Raw genomic sequence first — 17,132 nt, forward strand, 5'->3', positions numbered from 1 at the left:
TTCATGGGGGTCTTACCGCTTATCCTGCGGCTTCAACTGGCTACGGCACGACCTGATAGGGCGTGTCGAACCAGAATTCTTCAAGATTTGCGCCTGCGCCGATCCTGTCGACGACGGCAAACAGGCCGGGGGCGTGGAGCGGCGTCAGGACCCCGTGCCAGGTGCCGCGATGGTAATTCACCGCCTGCCCCGGCCGGGTCACAAAAGCCAGCGGTCGCCCGGGCTTGCCATCGGCGTACGGCGCGACGATCACTAGAAAGGGCTGGTGGGTCATCGGGATAAAGGCCTGGCTGCCCTCGGGGTGCCGTTCGACCATGTCGAGCTTATAGGGCAGTGCCCGTGGGTTGGCGTTGAACAGGCTGATCCCGGCGCGCCCGTCGGCAAAATCCAGAGCCGCCCGGTCGTGATACCGGCCGCATTGGCCCTGATTTATGATCTTGTCCGGCTCACCCGCAACGTCGATCACATCGCCGTATGGGGCAAACGCATCAGCGGTCAGCGGCTGAAGGCCGATCCGATTGCTCATGACGGCAACACATCCCGCAGGCGGAATTCGGCGATCCGTTCGACTTGTCGACAGGCTTCCGCAAATTCAGTGTCCCGGTCCTGCCCGATCCGCCGTTTGAACGCTTCCAGAATCGATGCCTTGTCGTGATCCCGAACCGCGATGATGAACGGAAATCCGAATTTGTCCGTGTAGGTCTGATTCAGATCCGTGAAAGTCGCGCGTTCATCGTTGGTCAACGCATCCAGCCCGGCCGAGGCCTGCTCGGACGTGCTTTCCTGGGTCAGACGTTTAGCCTGCGCAAGCTTGCCCGCGAGATCGGGATGCGCTGTCAGCACGCCAAGCCTTTCCGTTTCAGTGGCCGAGCGAAACATGCGGGCCAGGGCATTGTGCAGGCCGCCCGCCGTGTCATGCGCCGGACCCAGTTCCAGATCAAAGGCGCGCTCGGCGATCCAGGCTGAGTGTTCGAAAATGCCGCCATAGCTGGCCACAAAGTCCTCCCGGCTCAACTCGGTCGGCCTTGCGCGCGGTATGGGTGGGTAATGCGCGGCCCAGTGTTCTGCGATCTGCAGGCGCGTGGCGAACCACACATCCGAAAACCCGCGCGCGTAATCCAGGAACCGTTTAAGGGCCATCACCCGACCCGGACGCCCGATCAACCGGCAATGCAGGCCAATCGACAGCATTTTTGGCACCCCGGCCCCGCCTTCGGCATAAAGCGCATCAAAGCTGTCCTTGAGGTAGGAGAAGAACTGATCGCCTGAATTGAACCCTTGCGGCGTTGCAAAGCGCATATCGTTGCAGTCCAGAGTGTAAGGCACGATCAACTGATGCCGATCACCGAACCGAACCCAGTACGGCAGGTCATCGGCATAGGTATCCGCGACATAGGCCATCCCGCCTTCTTCTGCCGCCAGCCTTACTGTGTTTTCCGAGCACCGACCGGTGTACCAGCCGCGCGGGCGCTCACCCACGACTTCGGTATGCAGGCGCACGGCTTCGGCAATCTGGGCCCGTTCCTCGGCCTCGGGCATGTCCTTGTGTTCCACCCACTTCAATCCGTGGCTCGCAATCTCCCACCCTGCCGACTTCATCGCGGCCACCTGATCGGGTGAGCGGGCCAGTGCGGTAGCGACCCCATAAACCGTGATCGGCAAATCTTTCATCAATCGGTGCAGGCGCCAGAACCCGGCCCGTGATCCGTATTCATAGATCGATTCCATGTTCCAGTGACGCTGCCCTGGCCATTGCGCAGCGCCGACGATTTCGGACAGGAAGGCCTCGGACGCGCTGTCGCCGTGCAATACGCAGTTCTCGCCGCCCTCTTCGTAGTTGAGCACGATCTGCACCGCGATCCTTGCACCACCGGGCCAATTGGCATTGGGCGGGGTGGCTCCGTATCCGATCATATCGCGGGGGTAACGAGGGGGCTGCATGTCGTCTTCCGTTCCGGGTTTAACTTCCTGATTAATGCAATAGCCTAAAAATTCGTATCCGATTATCAAATCAATCCGAACGCTGTTTCCGGTTGTTTCGGCATTTCCACCATTTTGATGTTTGCGCCACACTGTGGCAAACCCGATGAAACAGTCAAAGGAGATCACTGTGGCAGGCTACCTGACAACCCATGTTCTGGACACGGCGCGCGGGTGCCCGGCGGAAGGTCTGAAAATCGCACTGTATCAGGTGTCGGGAAACTCCCATCGCAAACTGGTCGAGATGGAGACAAATTCCGACGGGCGCACCAACAGCCCCATCCTGCCGCAGGAAGACTTTGAAACCGGAACTTACGAGCTGATCTTTTTTGCCGGTGACTACCTGCGCGCAACCGGGCAGGCAGCAGAGGATCCGCTGTTTCTGGATCAGGTTCCCATTCGGTTCGGCATGTCCGATGCCGAGGCACATTATCACGTACCGCTGCTGCTTTCTCCTTACGGGTATTCGACCTACCGGGGCAGCTGACGGCTTTCCGCACGCCTCCTGCCGGTCGCCGACCCTTTCAGTGTCCTCTTCGGTTGGGCTGGGCACTGTTCCCGCCTTGATAAAGGTTGCAACCGCGCCGCGGCCTTGCCGCGGCGCCGGGCACAACGCTGTGCCGCGCCTGCAAGGCGCAAACGGCGGCGGGAGCTTCGGCTCAACCCTTCGCTTGCGAGCTGCGCACGACCTTACCGATACGTGAAATCATGAAATCCATGAACAACCGCGCCTTGGGGTCCTGATGGCGGCGATGGGTATAGAGGCATGCCATCTGCACAGGCACCGGCGGCGTCTGCGTTGCAACGGCCACCAAACGGCCCGCTTTCAAATGCTCCGCCACTTCAAAGGCGGGTTTCATCGCAATCCCCTGCCCGGACAACGCCCAATCGGTCAAAACATCGCCGTCATCGCATTCGAAGCGACCTGATACAGCGTATCGCTTCGGGCCCTCGGGTGTTTCCAGCAGCCATTGGAACTCTGTCGCGCCGGGGAAACGAAGGTTCAGACATTCATGCTTGTCCGAAACCAGATCCGCACCGGTCTGCGGCATGCCCCTGCGTTCCACGTAATCCGGCGCGGCGCATAGTACCCGCTGGCAATCCGCGATCTTTCTGATCCGCAGGGTGCTGTCCTCGGGCTGGCCAATGAAAAATGCCAGATCCAGGCCTTCGGTGGTCAGATCAACCGATCTGTCCGTCAGCCGCAGGCGCACGTCAATCTCAGGGTACTCCAACAGAAAATCAGGCACATGCGGGGCCAGCAACCGGCGGCCAACCCCCAACGGCGCCGCAACGAATAGCGATCCCCTTGGCGCTTCGGTCAGATGGACAACCTGCGCCTCGGCCTCATCCACCGCATCCAGAACCGCGACCGCACCGGGATAAAAGGCGCGACCCTGTTCGGTCGGACTGAGGTTTCGCGTGGTGCGTTGAAACAGACGCACGCCCAGATGATCCTCAAGCTGGGAAATCCGGGCCGAGGTTACGGCAGGGGAGATCCGCAGGTCTCGACCCGCAGCGGACATGCTGCCCAGATCATAGACACGGACAAAGGTACGGATGTTCTCGAGATAAGACATCTTATCGATTTTTTTGATACAGTTTGACAATATACGGGAATACCGAAGAAAATCCCTTTTGCCTAGTGTGACGGCAAGCAATCGGAGACTTCTTGCATGTATGACCTCGCCGTGTTCTGGGACTGGATAGCCTTTGCTGTGCGCTGGCTGCACGTGATCACTGCCATCGCGTGGATCGGATCATCCTTTTATTTCATAGCGTTGGATCTTGGGCTGAACCGCGACATCCCCGGCCCCGCCGATGGCGAGGAATGGCAGGTGCATGGCGGTGGCTTCTACCACATTCAGAAATACCTGGTCGCGCCCGAGCGGATGCCGGACCACCTGACCTGGTTCAAATGGGAAAGCTATGCGACCTGGCTCAGCGGGGCGGCGCTTCTGATGATCGTCTATTGGGTCGGCGGCGAGCTGTATCTGATCGACGCGCAAAAGGCCGATCTGGCGCTGTGGCAGGGGATTCTGATCTCGGCCGCCTCGCTGACCGTGGGCTGGCTGGCCTATGACTACCTGTGCAAATCCGGTCTTGGCGAACGCCCCACCCTTTTGATGGTGCTGCTGTTCGTGCTGCTGGTGGCAATGGGTTGGGGGTACAACCAGATCTTCACCGGCCGTGCAATGATGCTGCATCTGGGGGCCTTCACAGCCACTATCATGACGGCGAACGTGTTCTTCATAATCATGCCCAACCAGCGCATCGTAGTGGATGACCTGAAGAACGGGCGCACACCGGACCCGAAATACGGCAAAATCGCCAAGCTGCGGTCCACGCACAACAACTACCTGACGCTGCCGGTCGTGTTCCTGATGCTGTCGAACCACTATCCACTGGCCTTTGCGACCGAATACAACTGGATCATCGCGGCGCTGGTCTTCCTGATGGGTGTCACCATCCGGCACTATTTCAACACCCGCCATGCCCGCGCCGGCAACCCGACATGGACCTGGCTGGTCACCGCCTTGCTGTTCATCGCTATCATGTGGCTGTCCACCGCGCCGATGTACAAACCGCTGGAAGAGGCCGAAGCGCAGCCGCTGACGCCTTATGAACAAAAATTCGCCGCGGCAGACGGGTTCGAAGAGGCGCATGACATCGTGCTGGGCCGCTGCTCCATGTGCCACGCTCGCGAACCGGTCTGGGAGGGTATCCTGTGGGCACCCAAGGGCGTGCTATTGGAAACCGAAGGCGACATCGCAAGAAACGCAAAGCAGATCTATCTGCAGGCAGGCGTCAGTCATGCGATGCCGCCTGCAAATGTCACCTTCATGGAGCCCGAGGACCGCGACGCCCTGATCCGCTGGTTCCGGAATGCGGGTATTTGACCGCACAAAAGATTGCCTCAAATCGCAATTCGCACGTCATTTCCCTTTTCCTGCACCCCATCAGATGGTCTAACATGAAGTTGAACAGCCGCCGAACCGTACAAGGCGGCCAAAGTGATTTCGAGTTGGGGCAGTTGGAGCCATTTGATGCAGGGAAGAAGGCCGCGCGCCATTCTTAAGTGCTGGCTGTTTGGCGTTGTCGTGGCCATCGCGCCGACCACATTGGCGGCGCTGGAAACCACGTTGACGGCGCCCGGAGCGCCGAAAGAAGTGGTGGACCGCCTCAAGGAAAACTCTTCGGTAACAACAGCCAAATCGCGCGGGCTGGACACTCCGCTGGAAATACTGTCCGCCGCGCTTTCGGATTACCGCACCATCGTCCAGATCCTGTATGACGAAGGGTATTTCAGCCCGGTCGTCAGCATCAAACTAGATGGACAGGAAGCGGCCGATCTCAGTTCGCTGAGCGTTCCAAGCCAGATCAAGCGCGCTGTCATCACTGTGAACACGGGCCCGGTCTTTACCTTCGGAACAGCGCTTGTACAGCCGTTGGCCCCGCTGACCGTATTGCCCCAGGAATTTTCTACCGGCAAACGTGCGACAACGGGCGCGATCCAGCAGGCCACGTCCGCAGGTGTTCAGGCATGGAAAGACGCTGGGCACGCAAAGGCGGACGTTGCAGGGCAAAAGGTCGTCGCCCGGCACAAACAATCCAAGCTGGATGCCGAGATCGATCTGGCGCCCGGCCCGCGTCTGACATTCGGAAGGATGTTCATTGATGGCGACACCACCGTGCGGCACAGATCGATCGAAAAGATCGCGGGTTTTCCCACGGGCGAAGTCTACTCCCCCCAAAAAGTCCAGAAAGTCGGAACCCGTCTGCGCCGCACCGGGACGTTCAATGTTGTCTCGATCAAGGAGCGAGAAGAACCCAACCCTGATGGCTCGCTTGATTTTGATGCCACGTTCGAGGACCTGCCCCCGCGTCGTATAACACTCGGGGGCGAGCTTGCCTCACGCGATGGTCTTGATCTGACCGCGACCTGGACCCATCGAAATGTGTTCAGGCGCGCGCAGCGGCTGAGGTTCGAGGCCGCGATCCGCAACATTGGCGGGGCCGAAAATATCGATGGGCGGATTGGCCTGCGACTGGATCAGCCAGACAGGCTGGGCCCCGACGACAGCACCTTTTGGAGCGCCCTGCTGGAGCGGCGCGACACCGAAAACTACAACGTTACCGTGGCCTCAGTGGCATATGGTGCGCGGCGCACCTTCTCGGACCAGCTTTATGCCGAGGCGTCGGCGGGGTTCCAGTATTCGGATGCGGATGATGCGTACGGCTCAGGGCGCAAGTTCAGATATTTCATCCTCCCCTTCCGGTCGGAATGGGACCAGCGCGACAGCAAGGTCAGCGCCACTCGGGGGTTCTATCTGGATGCGAATGCCATGCCTTTTGCGGGTCTGTCAGAAACCGAGTCCGGCCTGCGCATTTTTCTGGACGGGCGCGGCTATACCAGTTTCGGAACCGGCGGCAGGCTGGTGCTGGCCGGCCGTGTGCAGCTGGGGTCGGTTCTGGGGCCGTCTCCGGACGGGGTGACACCGGATTTTCTGTTCTTCTCGGGCGGCGCGGGAACCGTGCGCGGGCAACCTTTTGAAAGCCTCGGCATCCCGGTGGGAACCGGTGTGGCGGGCGGCAAGTCCTTTCTCGGCCTGTCCGGAGAGGTGCGTGGCAAGGTCACCGACTCACTGTCTCTGGTCGGGTTCTACGACTACGGCACGGTCGACACGTCATCCTTCATCGGCAGCGGTGCCGAGTATCATGCCGGTGCCGGTATCGGTGCCAGATACGATCTGGGTGGGTTCGGCCCGTTGCGCGTTGATCTGGCATGGCCGGTTCAGGGCGACACCGGCAGCGGGCTGCAGTTCTATATCGGGATTGGACAGGCATTTTGATCCGGCGGCTTTCATATCCCGTTCTGATCGGCGCGGTGCTGATCACATCGCCCGTGACCGCGCAGGAAGATAGCGGCGGCAGCATGCTGGAGAATTTCCTGCAGGACACCCTGTCCGGCGACGACCAGAACGTCCGGGTCAAGGGCCTTCAGGGCGCGCTAAGTTCGCGGGCGACCATCGAAGAAATCACCGTGGCCGATGACGAAGGCGTCTGGCTGACCATCAAGGATGCAGTGCTGGACTGGAACCGGCTTGCATTGATCCGCGGCCGTTTTTCGGTCAACGCTTTGACTGCGCAGGAAATCGACATCGCCCGCGCGCCCGGGGCAACCACCAAGGACACCCCCGCGCCTTCGGCTGAAACCAAGCCGTTTCAGCTGCCTGAATTGCCCGTTGCCATCCAAATCAGTGAAATCCGGGTAGACGAGCTGTCGCTGGGCCAACCACTGATCGGGGTCGCGGCCGAGCTTGCCGTGAACGGAAATCTGTCGCTGGCAGACGGCACGCTGGATACCAAACTGGATGTCACGCGACTGGACCGGGCCGGCGACCAGATCAGCCTGTCCGCCGGGTTTGAGAACGCGAGCAGTGAAATCCGTCTGGACCTGAAAGTGGTCGAGGATTCGGGCGGGCTGATCTCGACGGCGCTGAAGATACCCGACAGCCCACCGATCGGTCTGACCGCCACCGGGTCAGGTCCCCTTACAGATTTCACAGCGGATATCGGCCTGAGCAGTGACAACCAGCAGCGTGTCGCAGGACAGGTCCGGTTGCGGTCGGCCACGGAGGCGGGTGGCGCGTCAAGTGACGGCATCGCCTTTACGACCGATCTGAAAGGCGACCTGACGCCATTTCTGGCGCAAAACATGGACACGTTCTTTGGCCCTGACACGCGTCTGTTTGTCGATGGCCGGACGCAGCCGGACGGCGCGCTGGACATTTCCGATCTCGAGTTTTCCTCGCAGGCGCTGAAGCTGAAGGGAGAGCTGCAGCTTGCCCCTGGCGGTGTACTGCAACTGGCGGCCCTTCAAGGGCGGATAACTCCACCGGATGGCGAAACTGTCGTGCTGCCAGTCTCAGGCGGTCAAACATCTATCGAAGCGGCTCAGATTTCAGCGCTTTTCGATCAGAAGAACGGCAACCTGTGGGATTTGAGCCTGACAACAAACGCTTTCAAATCGCCGCAAATCGGGTTGCAGCGGGCGCAGATCACCGGCCAGGGAACACTGGAACAAGGTGCATCCTTACAATTCGAAGGTGACATTCAGGCCGCGCTGGACGGGATCGATCTGGCGGATGCCGGGCTGAACACGGCACTCGGCGATCGCATCACACTGGACGGATTGTTCAGCTACGGTAGTGATCAGTCATTGACCCTGTCAGGGGTGGAACTGGTGGGTTCGGAATATACGCTTGGGGCGGACGCATTGATCAGCGGTTTGGCCAGCGGTCTGACGATTGACGGAACGGCGACCCTGGACGCAACGGACCTGTCCCGGTTCTCGGAACTGGCCAAGCTTGATCTGGGCGGACAGGTCTCGGCCCGGGTCGAGGTAAACGGATCACCGCTGGAAGGCAGCTTTGACGGTAAGCTGAGCGTCGAGGCCCGCGATCTGTTGACCGGCCGGGACGATATCGATCCGGTGATTGCCGGCGAAACGAGCATTGTGGTGGATGCAAAGCGCGACACGGACGGCGTCACCATCCGTGACCTTACAGTTAACGGCGAAACCTTGCAGGCGGCTGCCAGCGGTGAGGTCACGACACCGGACGGGAACCTGACCATCGACGGTCAGGCCAGCGTCAACGCGCAGGATCTTTCCGTCTTTTCGGGTCTGGCAAAGCGCGAACTGAGCGGCGCAGTTCAGGCCACCCTCGACGGGCAGGGAACCGTGCAAACGCTGGAGTTTGACGGAACAGCCAGCGTAATCGGACAAGACATCACAACAGGGCTTTCGGACATCGATCCGCTTTTGACCGGTCGGACCACTATCGAGTGGGATGGCGCCCGGACCGCCGACAAAATTGATATCCGTAACGCCACGGTAAACGGCACCGCACTGAACGCGCAAGTCTCGGCGATTGTGCAGGATCCGACAGGGGATCTGTCCGTTGACGGACAGGCGCAGTTGAACGCGCCGGATCTGTCGCTGTTCTCCGGCCTAGCCAAACGCGATCTGGCGGGTTCGGTGCAGGCCGACGCCAATGGGACCGCCGCGCTGGCCAACCGGACTTTTGACATCAAGGGCGATCTGGATGCGCGCGACATCCAGACCGGTATCGAAGCGCTGGACAAACTGATTCAGGGCCGCACGACTTTGACGGTGGACGCCGAGAAAACCGAGGAAACCGTCGATATCCGGGCATTCCGTCTGCAGGGAACGGCCTTATCTGCGGAAGCATCCGGTGAACTAAACCGCGAAAACGGGGGATTGACCTTCAACGTCAGACTGGATGACCTGGCCAGGTTGGCAAGCACCCTCTCCGGTCCTTTGACCCTGACCGGAAATGTGGCACCCGACGGTTCAGGGCTGGAAGGCACCGTTAGCCTGCGAGGCCCTGACAGCTCCTATGCCAGTCTGGACGGCAATGTTGGACTGGACGGAAACGCCGATCTGGAATTTGACGCCCGGTTCAACAAAATCGAACGTTTCGTACCCGAGTTCCCGGGGACTATAGCGGCCAAGGGTACGGCAAAACGTGACAACGGCGTCTGGACCATCAGCGCCAAGGCCGATGGACCAGCCGAAATCAGCGGCGATGTCTCGGGGACATTTAGCGAGACCACCGGTCAGGCCGACCTGGCCGCGCAAGGTGGTTTGAACCTTGGCGTCGCCAATGTGTTTATCACACCCAACAAGATCGATGGTCAGGCGCGGTTTGATCTTGCTTTGAACGGCGCTCCGTCACTGGCGGCTTTAAGCGGAACGGTTACAACCTCCGGTACAGCTCTGGCCATTCCCGCGGCTGGACAGACCGTGACGGGGATCAGCGGTTCGGTCGACCTGGCGCAAAGCCGCGCTACCGTCGCGCTGAACGGCGGGATGCAGGCTGGCGGGGCCTTTACGGTCAACGGCCCAATAGACCTGACGCCACCCTTCAATGCCAACATCACGACCGTTCTCAACAGCCTAGTGCTGACTGACAGGCTGCTATATGAAACGACGCTGAACGGCCAGGTCGCCATGACCGGCGCTTTGGCGGGCAACAGCTCGGTCGCCGGGCAGATCACATTCGACGAGACCAACATCAATCTCGCTGCAGCCTCCGGCGCGGTGGGCGCGGCACCCATCCCCAACATTACGCATGTCAACGAAAGCGCGGCTGGCTTCCTGACCCGGGAACGCGCGCAGCTGGTCGTGACCGGCGACAAAGCCAAAAGCGATTCGCGGATTGCGCTGGACGTCAGCCTGCTGGCCCCCAAAGCCGTGTTTGTGCGGGGCCGCGGTGTGAACGCTGAACTTGGGGGCAGAATCAACATCGGTGGAACCACGGCATCCATCGTGCCGTCCGGTCAGATTGAGCTGATCCGTGGCAACTTCGACATTCTGGGGCGCAGGCTGGCGCTGACCAAGGGTGTCGTGACACTTCAGGGCGATCTGACACCCTATATCGAGTTCGAATCCTCAACCAGCACGTCGGACGGCACCGCCACGATTGAAATTGCGGGGCCATTGGATGCGCCTCAGGTCGACATATTTTCCGACCCTGAACGCCCTGCGGAAGAGGCCCTGGCGATATTGTTGTTCGGCAATCGCTTTTCCGAACTTTCGCCCTTTGTGATCGCGCAAATGGCGGCGTCGCTGGCGCAACTCAGTGGTGCAGGCGGGGACGCAACCAAAGGGCTGCGGGATGCGACGGGCGTGGATACGGTCGACATTGGTGCTTCGGAAGGCGGTGCGGGCCGTCTGGGCGCAGGCGCTTATCTGAGCGACAACCTCTACACTGATTTCACGGTCAACACCGAAGGCGACACCGAAGTGAACCTGAATCTGGATGTCACCGACAGTTTCACCGTGCGTGGTACGGTCGACGGGCGTGGTGAAACAGGTTTGGGCGTCTTTTTCGAACGCGACTACTAGGGCCAGGTGCGGTTCCAGAACCATCTGGACAAGTGTGTAAGTTTGTTTTGTCCTGTGCCAAAGCGCTTTTTTTCGCCTTCCTGCCTTGCTCCTTGGCGACTGCGGCGCGTTGAGGCGCAACTGACGTTGCACAGTTTTGGACAGGCATGACCGGCACAGGATGGTGTGAAACACGAAAGGGCGGCTCTGATCAGAACCGCCCTTGAATTCTTACCGCTCGCAGCGCTTATTCCGCCGCGATGGCATCCCCGATCTTTTCAACGCGAATGGCCGAGAATTTGAACTCGGGGATTTTCCCGTATGGATCAATGGCCGAGTTGGTGAGAATGTTCGCCGCCGCTTCGACATAGGCAAACGGGATGAAGACCATGTCTTCGGCGATCGCCCGGTCCGCCCGAACCATGATGTCAATCGTCCCGCGCCGGGTGGTCAGCCGGATCATTTCACCCGGTTCGATCCCCATCAGCTTGAGCGTGCGAGGGTTCATCGAACAGTTCGCTTCCGGCTCAACAGCGTCGAGAACATTAGAACGGCGGGTCATCGACCCGGTGTGCCAGTGTTCCAACTGACGGCCGGTGGTGGCGATCATCGGGTACTCGTCATCCGGCGCTTCATCCGGCGGGATGACGCTAGCCGGGGTAAACCGGGCCCGGCCATCTGCGCGCGGGAATCCGTCACCGAATACAATCGCCTGCCCCGGATCGGTCTCGCTGAGCGACGGGTAGGTGATGGTTTCGGTCTCAAGCCTATCCCACGTGATGTTGTCAAGCGACGCCATGGTCAGCTTCATTTCATTGAAGACCTGAGACACGTCCGTATAGTCCCAGTTCAGCCCGATCCGCTGCGCCAGATCGACAGTGATCTTCCAGTCTTCGCGCGCCTCACCCGGAGGTGTCACGGCAGGCCGCACCCGCTGCACCTGACGGTTGGTGTTCGACACAGTGCCGTTCTTTTCATACAGCGCCGAGGCGGGCAGGATGATGTCGGCATAGTTCGCCGTCTCGGTCAGGAAGATGTCCTGCACGATCATCAAGTCCAGCTTGGCCAGCGCGTCACGCGCGTGATTCACATCCGGGTCGGACATGGCCGGGTTTTCGCCCAGAATATACATGCCCTTGATGTTGCGCGCATAAATCTGGTCGATGATCTCGGTCACGGTCAGGCCCTTCTCGTTCGAGAAGTCGTCCGAGTTCCAGACCTCGTTGAACTTGGCGCGAATGCCATCGTCCGTCACGGTCTGGTAATCCGGCAGGAACATCGGGATCAGGCCCGCATCGGATGCACCCTGCACGTTGTTCTGACCGCGCAGCGGGTGCAGACCCGCGCCGGGTTTACCGACGTTGCCGGTCATCAGAGCCAACGAGATCAGGCAGCGAGAGTTGTCTGTGCCGTGGATGTGCTGGCTGACGCCCATGCCCCAGAAGATCAGGCCGGCCTTGGCCTGCGCAAAGGTGCGCGCGACACGGCGCAGCTGATCCGGTTCGATGCCGCAGATCGGCGACATCGCCTCGGGCGTGAACTGGCGCAGATGCTCTTTCTCGGCTTCCCAGTTCTCGGTCCAGCGGTGGATGTACTGGCTGTCATACAGCTCTTCCTCGACGATCACGTTCATGATCGCGTTCAGCATCGAGACATCAGCACCCGGACGGAACTGCAGCATTTCGTCGGCAAACTTGCGCATACCGACGCCGCGCGGGTCCATCACGATCAGCTTGCCGCCGCGCTTGGCGAACTGCTTGAAGTAAGTCGCCGCAACCGGGTGGTTTTCGATCGGGTTCGAACCGATGATGATCGCCACATCCGCGTTTTCGATCTCGTTGAAGGTCGCGGTCACTGCCCCGGAACCGACGTTCTCAATCAGAGCAGCAACTGACGACGCGTGACACAGACGTGTGCAGTGGTCGACGTTGTTGTGCTTGAAACCCTGACGGATGAACTTCTGGAACAGATAGGCTTCTTCGTTGGTGCATTTGGCCGAACCAAAGCCTGCAACGCTGCGCGGGTCTTCGTCGCGAAGCACCTTCAACTTGGTGGCGGCAAGATCCATCGCCTCTTCCCAAGTCGCTTCGCGGAAATGGGTACTTAGATCGCCGGGATCGACGTTCAGGCCCTTCTCGGGGGCGTCTTCGCGGCGGATCAGCGGCTTGGTCAGACGGTGCGGGTGGTGGATGTAGTCAAAGCCGAACCGCCCTTTGACGCACAAACGGCCTTCGTTTGCCGGGCCGTTGATGCCCTCGACATACTTGACCTTACCGTCCTTGACCTTCAGCGAAACCTTGCAGCCCACGCCGCAGAACGGGCAGACGCTTTCGGTTTCGCTATCGTAGTCCTTACTGTCGCCGTGCTGGTGATCGTCCAGCACGGTCGCGGGCATCAGCGCCCCGGTTGGGCAGGCCTGAACGCATTCGCCACACGCCACACAGGTCGACGCGCCCATCGGATCGTTCTGGTCGAACACGACCTGCGCCGTATGGCCACGACCGGCCATGCCGATCACGTCATTGACCTGCACTTCGCGACAGGCCCGGACGCAGAGGTTGCAGTTGATGCAGGCATCCAGATTGACGCGCATCGCAACGTGGCTGTCATCCAGCAGCGGGATTTTATCGGCCTCTTTCGCCGGGAAACGGCTGTCGCTGACATCGGTCAGCTTGGCCATGTCCCAGAAGTGGCTCGAGGTGTCGTGTGCCTCCTCGGGCTGGTCGGCAACCAGCAGCTCCACAACCATGGCGCGCGATTTCTCGGCACGCTCCGAGTCGGTCTTAACGACCATCCCGTCCGCCGCCGGACGGATGCACGAGGCGACCAGCGTGCGCTCGCCTTCCACCTCGACCATACAGGCGCGGCAGTTGCCGTCCGGGCGATAGCCCGGCTGCGGCTTGTGGCACAGGTGCGGGATAGTGAACCCCTGCCCCTTGGCGGCTTCCCAGATGGTCCAGCCCTCGGGGACGGTGACGTCTTCGCCGTTCAGGTTGAAGGTGACGGTCTTAGTTGGGCTTGCATCAAGCATGGCTCTGTCTCCCTCAGATTTCGTCAGCGAAATGCTTCATGACAAGGCGGATCGGGTTCGGGGCCGCTTGCCCCAAGCCGCAGATGGACGCGTCGCCCATGACCTGGCACAGATCTTTGAGCAAGTCCTGATCCCACTTGTCGGCCTGCATCAGCTTCACCGCCTTTTCGCAGCCCGCCCGGCAGGGCGTGCACTGACCACAGCTTTCATCCTCGAAGAACCGCAGCATGTTCAGCGCCGCATCGCGGGCCGTGTCCTGATCGGACAGAACCACCACAGCGGCAGACCCGATGAAGGTGCCCAACGGCTGCAGGGTGTCAAAGTCGAGCGGGACGTCGTCGATACTGGAGGGGAGAAGACCTGACGACGGCCCGCCCGGTTGATACGCCTTGAACGCATGACCTTCGGCCATGCCGCCGGCGGCATCAATCACGTCAAGAATGGTCGAACCCGCAGGCAGCAGGTAAACACCGGGGTTGGTTACTCGGCCCGAGACAGAGTAGCTCCGCAAGCCCTTGCGACCATTCTTTTCAACTGAATTCAGAATCTGCGGCCCCTCACGGCAGATCTTCGAGACCCAATACAGCGTCTCGACATTGTGCACCAAGGTCGGACGGTTGAAGACCCCTACCTGCGCCACAAATGGAGGACGGTGACGCGGCAGGCCCTTTTTGCCTTCGATCGACTCGATCATCGCGGATTCTTCACCGCAAATGTATGCGCCAGCACCGCGACGCAGGTCGATGTAACCTTTTTCGACGATCCCGGCCTGTTCCAGCGCGGCAATCTCACGGGCCAGGATTTCCAGTACCGCCGGATACTCGTCGCGCATGTAGATGAAGCAGGTCTCGGCCTCGACCGCCCAGGCGGCAATCAGCATGCCCTCAAGGAAGACATGCGGCGTGCGTTCCAGATAGTAGCGGTCTTTGAACGTGCCAGGCTCGCCCTCGTCCCCGTTCACGGCCAGATAGCGTGTGCCCTCGTTCATTCGAACAAAGCCCCACTTCTTGCCGGATGGGAAGCCGGCGCCGCCAAGACCGCGCAGGCCCGAGGACAGGATGTCTTCCTGCACTTTCTCCCAGTCACCACCGTCGCGCAGCTCTTTCAGCTTGGCGTAACCGCCGTTTGCCTCATAAGCAGCGAAGGCTTCGTAGCCGGGCAGATGGGCGTGAGTGTCGCCCGCAGCAATCGCAGCCTGCACCTTTTCGGGGGTCGCATGGTCGATATGGTTGTGACCGATTTCGAGCACCGGCGCGGTATCACAACGGCCCATGCACGGCGCGCGCACCACACGCACCTCTGCCGGGTCCAGACCGTCTTCCAGCGCCTTCTGCAGCTGCTGGGCACCGGCCATTTCACAGGACAGGGAATCACAGACACGGATCGTCAGCGCAGGCGGAGGGGTCTCGCCTTCTTTCACAACATCGAAATGGGCGTAGAAGGTCGCAGTCTCATAAATCTCGGCCTGTCCGATCCGCATCTCAACCGCAAGCGCGGCGATGTGGTCGGCGCTGATATGGCCGTGTTCGTCCTGAATCAAATGCAGGAATTCGATCAGCAGGTCGCGGCGGCGCGGGCGATCGCCCAGCAGGCGATGAATCTCCGCCTGCGCCTCATCCGTGAACTGACGGCCTTTGGGCGTGTGCCGCCCTTTGCCTTTACCTGACTTCCAGACGCCCTTGGGTGCGCCTGATGGCTTGGTGTCTAATGGTGCCATGATGCCCTCCGATTGAGGCTCCGTGTCTCATCAGAATAGCATATCGTCAAATCGCCAAATTCAATCGCACGATAACGACAGTTTATCACCGTAAAGACGTCACCACGGCACGCAAAGCCTCGACCGTTGGCAATTCCGGGTCACGACTGAGGGTCGCCAGACAAATCGGTTTGCTGACAATCGGGTCGACCAAGGGCAGCACTTTGGTTCCCTTCAGATCACCCAACGCCCGAACCAGAACGCGAGGCACAACCGTAGCTGCCAGCCCCTCGCGCGCCATCACCATCGATGCGGTAAAGCCACTGGTTTCGGCGACGACGTGGGGATGCAGGCCCTGTTCGGCGAAAATCCGATCCAGAATGCGTCGGTTCTGCATCTGCGGCTCCAGGAGGCTGATCGGAAATTCAGCCACCCGAGCCCACGGAATAGGGCCGGTTTCCTCGGTCATGTGGGACGGGACCAGCAGCACATAGGTTTCTTCATACAGCGGCTGGACCTGCCGCAAGTCGGTGCCGATACTGTCGCCGTAGGTGATGCCCGCATCCAGACTGCCTTCGTCCAGCCGGTGCTGAATGGCCGAGGCCGACATGGTTTCGATCCGCGACAAAATGCGTGGATGAGCTTGCTGAAGGCGTTTGATGAGGCGTCCGGTAAAGGCAATCGCGGTAGGGATCACGCCCAGAATCAACGTGCCCGTAATCTCACCCCGCGCGGCCAGCACCTGCTGTTCCAGCGCCTTTGCGTCATCGAGGATACGCCGCGCACGGCGGACGATCATCTCGCCCTCTTCGGTCAGGCCCTGAAACCGGTTGGCCCGGCGGACAATTGAAACTCCCAGCCGATCTTCGAGATTGCGGATGCGCATGGAAAACGCGGGTTGTGAAATCCCGCATTCCTCGGCCGCCTTGGCGAAATGGCGTTGCCGCGCCAAGGCGCTGAGGAGTTGAAGGTCGCGGATTTCGATCATGCTTTAGCATTCCAACGTCGGGCAAAATGACACTCTAACCGCATTTTTCCAAAGGAAAAGCGCCGTCTCTGCCTGCGACCCGGCAATACAGAGTTCTTGCCTCGCTTGGTCAACTTACCTCTAATGAAACGAGCGTACGAACGCACGGAGCGCATAGTGACGGCAAAGGACGTTTTTCAAGAATTGTATGACGGATACGTCGATAGGTATCGATCAAATGATGCCGCCGGATGCGCGTCGTACTTTGCAGAAAACGCAGAGTTGTTTTCACCCTATGGCCCTGCAGCGATCGGGCGACAAGCCATAGAAGATATCCATTCGGAGTGGGTTGAGGAAGGCGGCGAAGACAAAGTCATCGAAATTGTGCACGCTGATATCAATGACAATGTCGGTTGGTGCCTCGCTCGTTACAGCGAAGGTACGACCGGCCAGGGTACCTCTTTGAATATCCTATATAAGCAGGCTGACGGCAGGTGGCTGATCACCCAGTGCAGCTTAAACGAAGCGCTCTGAAAACTTGCCG

11 protein-coding genes are annotated in these 17,132 nt (G+C 60.1%); 5 read left to right on the forward strand and 6 right to left on the reverse strand.

What is annotated here, in order from left to right:
- Positions 1-40: 40 nt before the first annotated feature.
- Complete coding sequence (locus ACR3EQ_RS09860) at positions 41-526, reverse strand: ureidoglycolate lyase (protein ID WP_480490505.1); 486 nt, start codon at positions 524-526, stop codon at positions 41-43.
- Positions 523-1,941, reverse strand: a complete 1,419-nt coding sequence (gene puuE / locus ACR3EQ_RS09865) for an allantoinase PuuE (RefSeq protein ID WP_480490506.1) — start codon at positions 1,939-1,941, stop codon at positions 523-525. The genes ACR3EQ_RS09860 and puuE overlap by 4 nt, the downstream gene beginning before the upstream one ends.
- Positions 1,942-2,110: 169 nt before the next feature.
- Between puuE and uraH the strand changes: the two genes are divergently transcribed.
- Entirely contained in the window at positions 2,111-2,467 is a 357-nt protein-coding gene (gene uraH, locus ACR3EQ_RS09870) for a hydroxyisourate hydrolase (protein ID WP_170678585.1), read from the forward strand.
- Positions 2,468-2,639: 172 nt separating this feature from the next.
- On the opposite strand, the gene ACR3EQ_RS09875 is transcribed toward uraH, so the two are convergent.
- On the reverse strand, positions 2,640-3,560 hold the full coding sequence (locus ACR3EQ_RS09875; protein ID WP_480490508.1) for a LysR family transcriptional regulator: 921 nt from the start codon (positions 3,558-3,560) through the stop codon (positions 2,640-2,642).
- A gap of 96 nt (positions 3,561-3,656) precedes the next feature.
- Here ACR3EQ_RS09875 and ACR3EQ_RS09880 point away from each other — a divergent pair, with 96 nt between their 5' ends.
- The 3 genes from ACR3EQ_RS09880 to ACR3EQ_RS09890 all read left to right on the forward strand — a co-directional run bounded on the left by ACR3EQ_RS09880 (position 3,657) and on the right by ACR3EQ_RS09890 (position 10,915).
- Positions 3,657-4,880, forward strand: coding sequence for a urate hydroxylase PuuD (locus tag ACR3EQ_RS09880; RefSeq protein ID WP_170619422.1), 1,224 nt, complete (start codon positions 3,657-3,659; stop codon positions 4,878-4,880).
- A 147-nt stretch (positions 4,881-5,027) separates the two neighbouring features.
- The gene (locus tag ACR3EQ_RS09885) at positions 5,028-6,833 is read left to right on the forward strand and encodes a BamA/TamA family outer membrane protein (RefSeq protein WP_170613389.1); all 1,806 of its coding nucleotides are present in this window, start codon (positions 5,028-5,030) and stop codon (positions 6,831-6,833) included.
- Positions 6,830-10,915 carry a translocation/assembly module TamB domain-containing protein gene (locus ACR3EQ_RS09890; RefSeq protein WP_480490510.1) on the forward strand — a complete coding sequence of 1,362 codons (4,086 nt, stop codon included), beginning with the start codon at positions 6,830-6,832 and terminating at the stop codon, positions 10,913-10,915. Before ACR3EQ_RS09885 ends, ACR3EQ_RS09890 begins: the two co-directional genes overlap by 4 nt.
- 226 nt (positions 10,916-11,141) lie before the next feature.
- On the opposite strand, the gene fdhF is transcribed toward ACR3EQ_RS09890, so the two are convergent.
- The 3 genes from fdhF to ACR3EQ_RS09905 all read right to left on the reverse strand — a co-directional run bounded on the left by fdhF (position 11,142) and on the right by ACR3EQ_RS09905 (position 16,609).
- A complete protein-coding gene (fdhF, locus tag ACR3EQ_RS09895) occupies positions 11,142-13,925 on the reverse strand; it encodes a formate dehydrogenase subunit alpha (RefSeq protein ID WP_170613391.1) in 2,784 nt (927 codons plus the stop codon).
- Positions 13,926-13,938: 13 nt separating this feature from the next.
- Positions 13,939-15,642: an NAD(P)H-dependent oxidoreductase subunit E gene (locus ACR3EQ_RS09900; RefSeq protein WP_480490512.1), complete on the reverse strand. Its 1,704-nt coding sequence runs from the start codon at positions 15,640-15,642 to the stop codon at positions 13,939-13,941.
- An 85-nt stretch (positions 15,643-15,727) separates the two neighbouring features.
- A complete protein-coding gene (locus ACR3EQ_RS09905; RefSeq protein WP_480490514.1) occupies positions 15,728-16,609 on the reverse strand; it encodes a LysR family transcriptional regulator in 882 nt (293 codons plus the stop codon).
- Positions 16,610-16,765: 156 nt separating this feature from the next.
- On the opposite strand from ACR3EQ_RS09905, the gene ACR3EQ_RS09910 reads away from it, so the two are divergent.
- Positions 16,766-17,122, forward strand: a complete 357-nt coding sequence (locus tag ACR3EQ_RS09910; protein WP_321251398.1) for a YybH family protein — start codon at positions 16,766-16,768, stop codon at positions 17,120-17,122.
- The last annotated feature ends 10 nt before the right edge of the window (positions 17,123-17,132 follow it).

This window comes from Ruegeria sp. AN11 (assembly GCF_056536005.1).

Excerpts from the sequence above, each read along its gene's own strand:
- ACR3EQ_RS09885 (WP_170613389.1), top strand. The coding sequence starts at position 5,028 with ATGCAGGGAAGAAGGCCGCGCGCCATTCTTAAGTGCTGGCTGTTTGGC.
- ACR3EQ_RS09880 (WP_170619422.1), top strand. The coding sequence starts at position 3,657 with ATGTATGACCTCGCCGTGTTCTGGGACTGGATAGCCTTTGCTGTGCGC.
- fdhF (WP_170613391.1), bottom strand. The coding sequence starts at position 13,925 with ATGCTTGATGCAAGCCCAACTAAGACCGTCACCTTCAACCTGAACGGC.
- ACR3EQ_RS09905 (WP_480490514.1), bottom strand. The coding sequence starts at position 16,609 with ATGATCGAAATCCGCGACCTTCAACTCCTCAGCGCCTTGGCGCGGCAA.
- puuE (WP_480490506.1), bottom strand. The coding sequence starts at position 1,941 with ATGCAGCCCCCTCGTTACCCCCGCGATATGATCGGATACGGAGCCACC.
- ACR3EQ_RS09860 (WP_480490505.1), bottom strand. The coding sequence starts at position 526 with ATGAGCAATCGGATCGGCCTTCAGCCGCTGACCGCTGATGCGTTTGCC.
- ACR3EQ_RS09900 (WP_480490512.1), bottom strand. The coding sequence starts at position 15,642 with ATGGCACCATTAGACACCAAGCCATCAGGCGCACCCAAGGGCGTCTGG.
- ACR3EQ_RS09875 (WP_480490508.1), bottom strand. The coding sequence starts at position 3,560 with ATGTCTTATCTCGAGAACATCCGTACCTTTGTCCGTGTCTATGATCTG.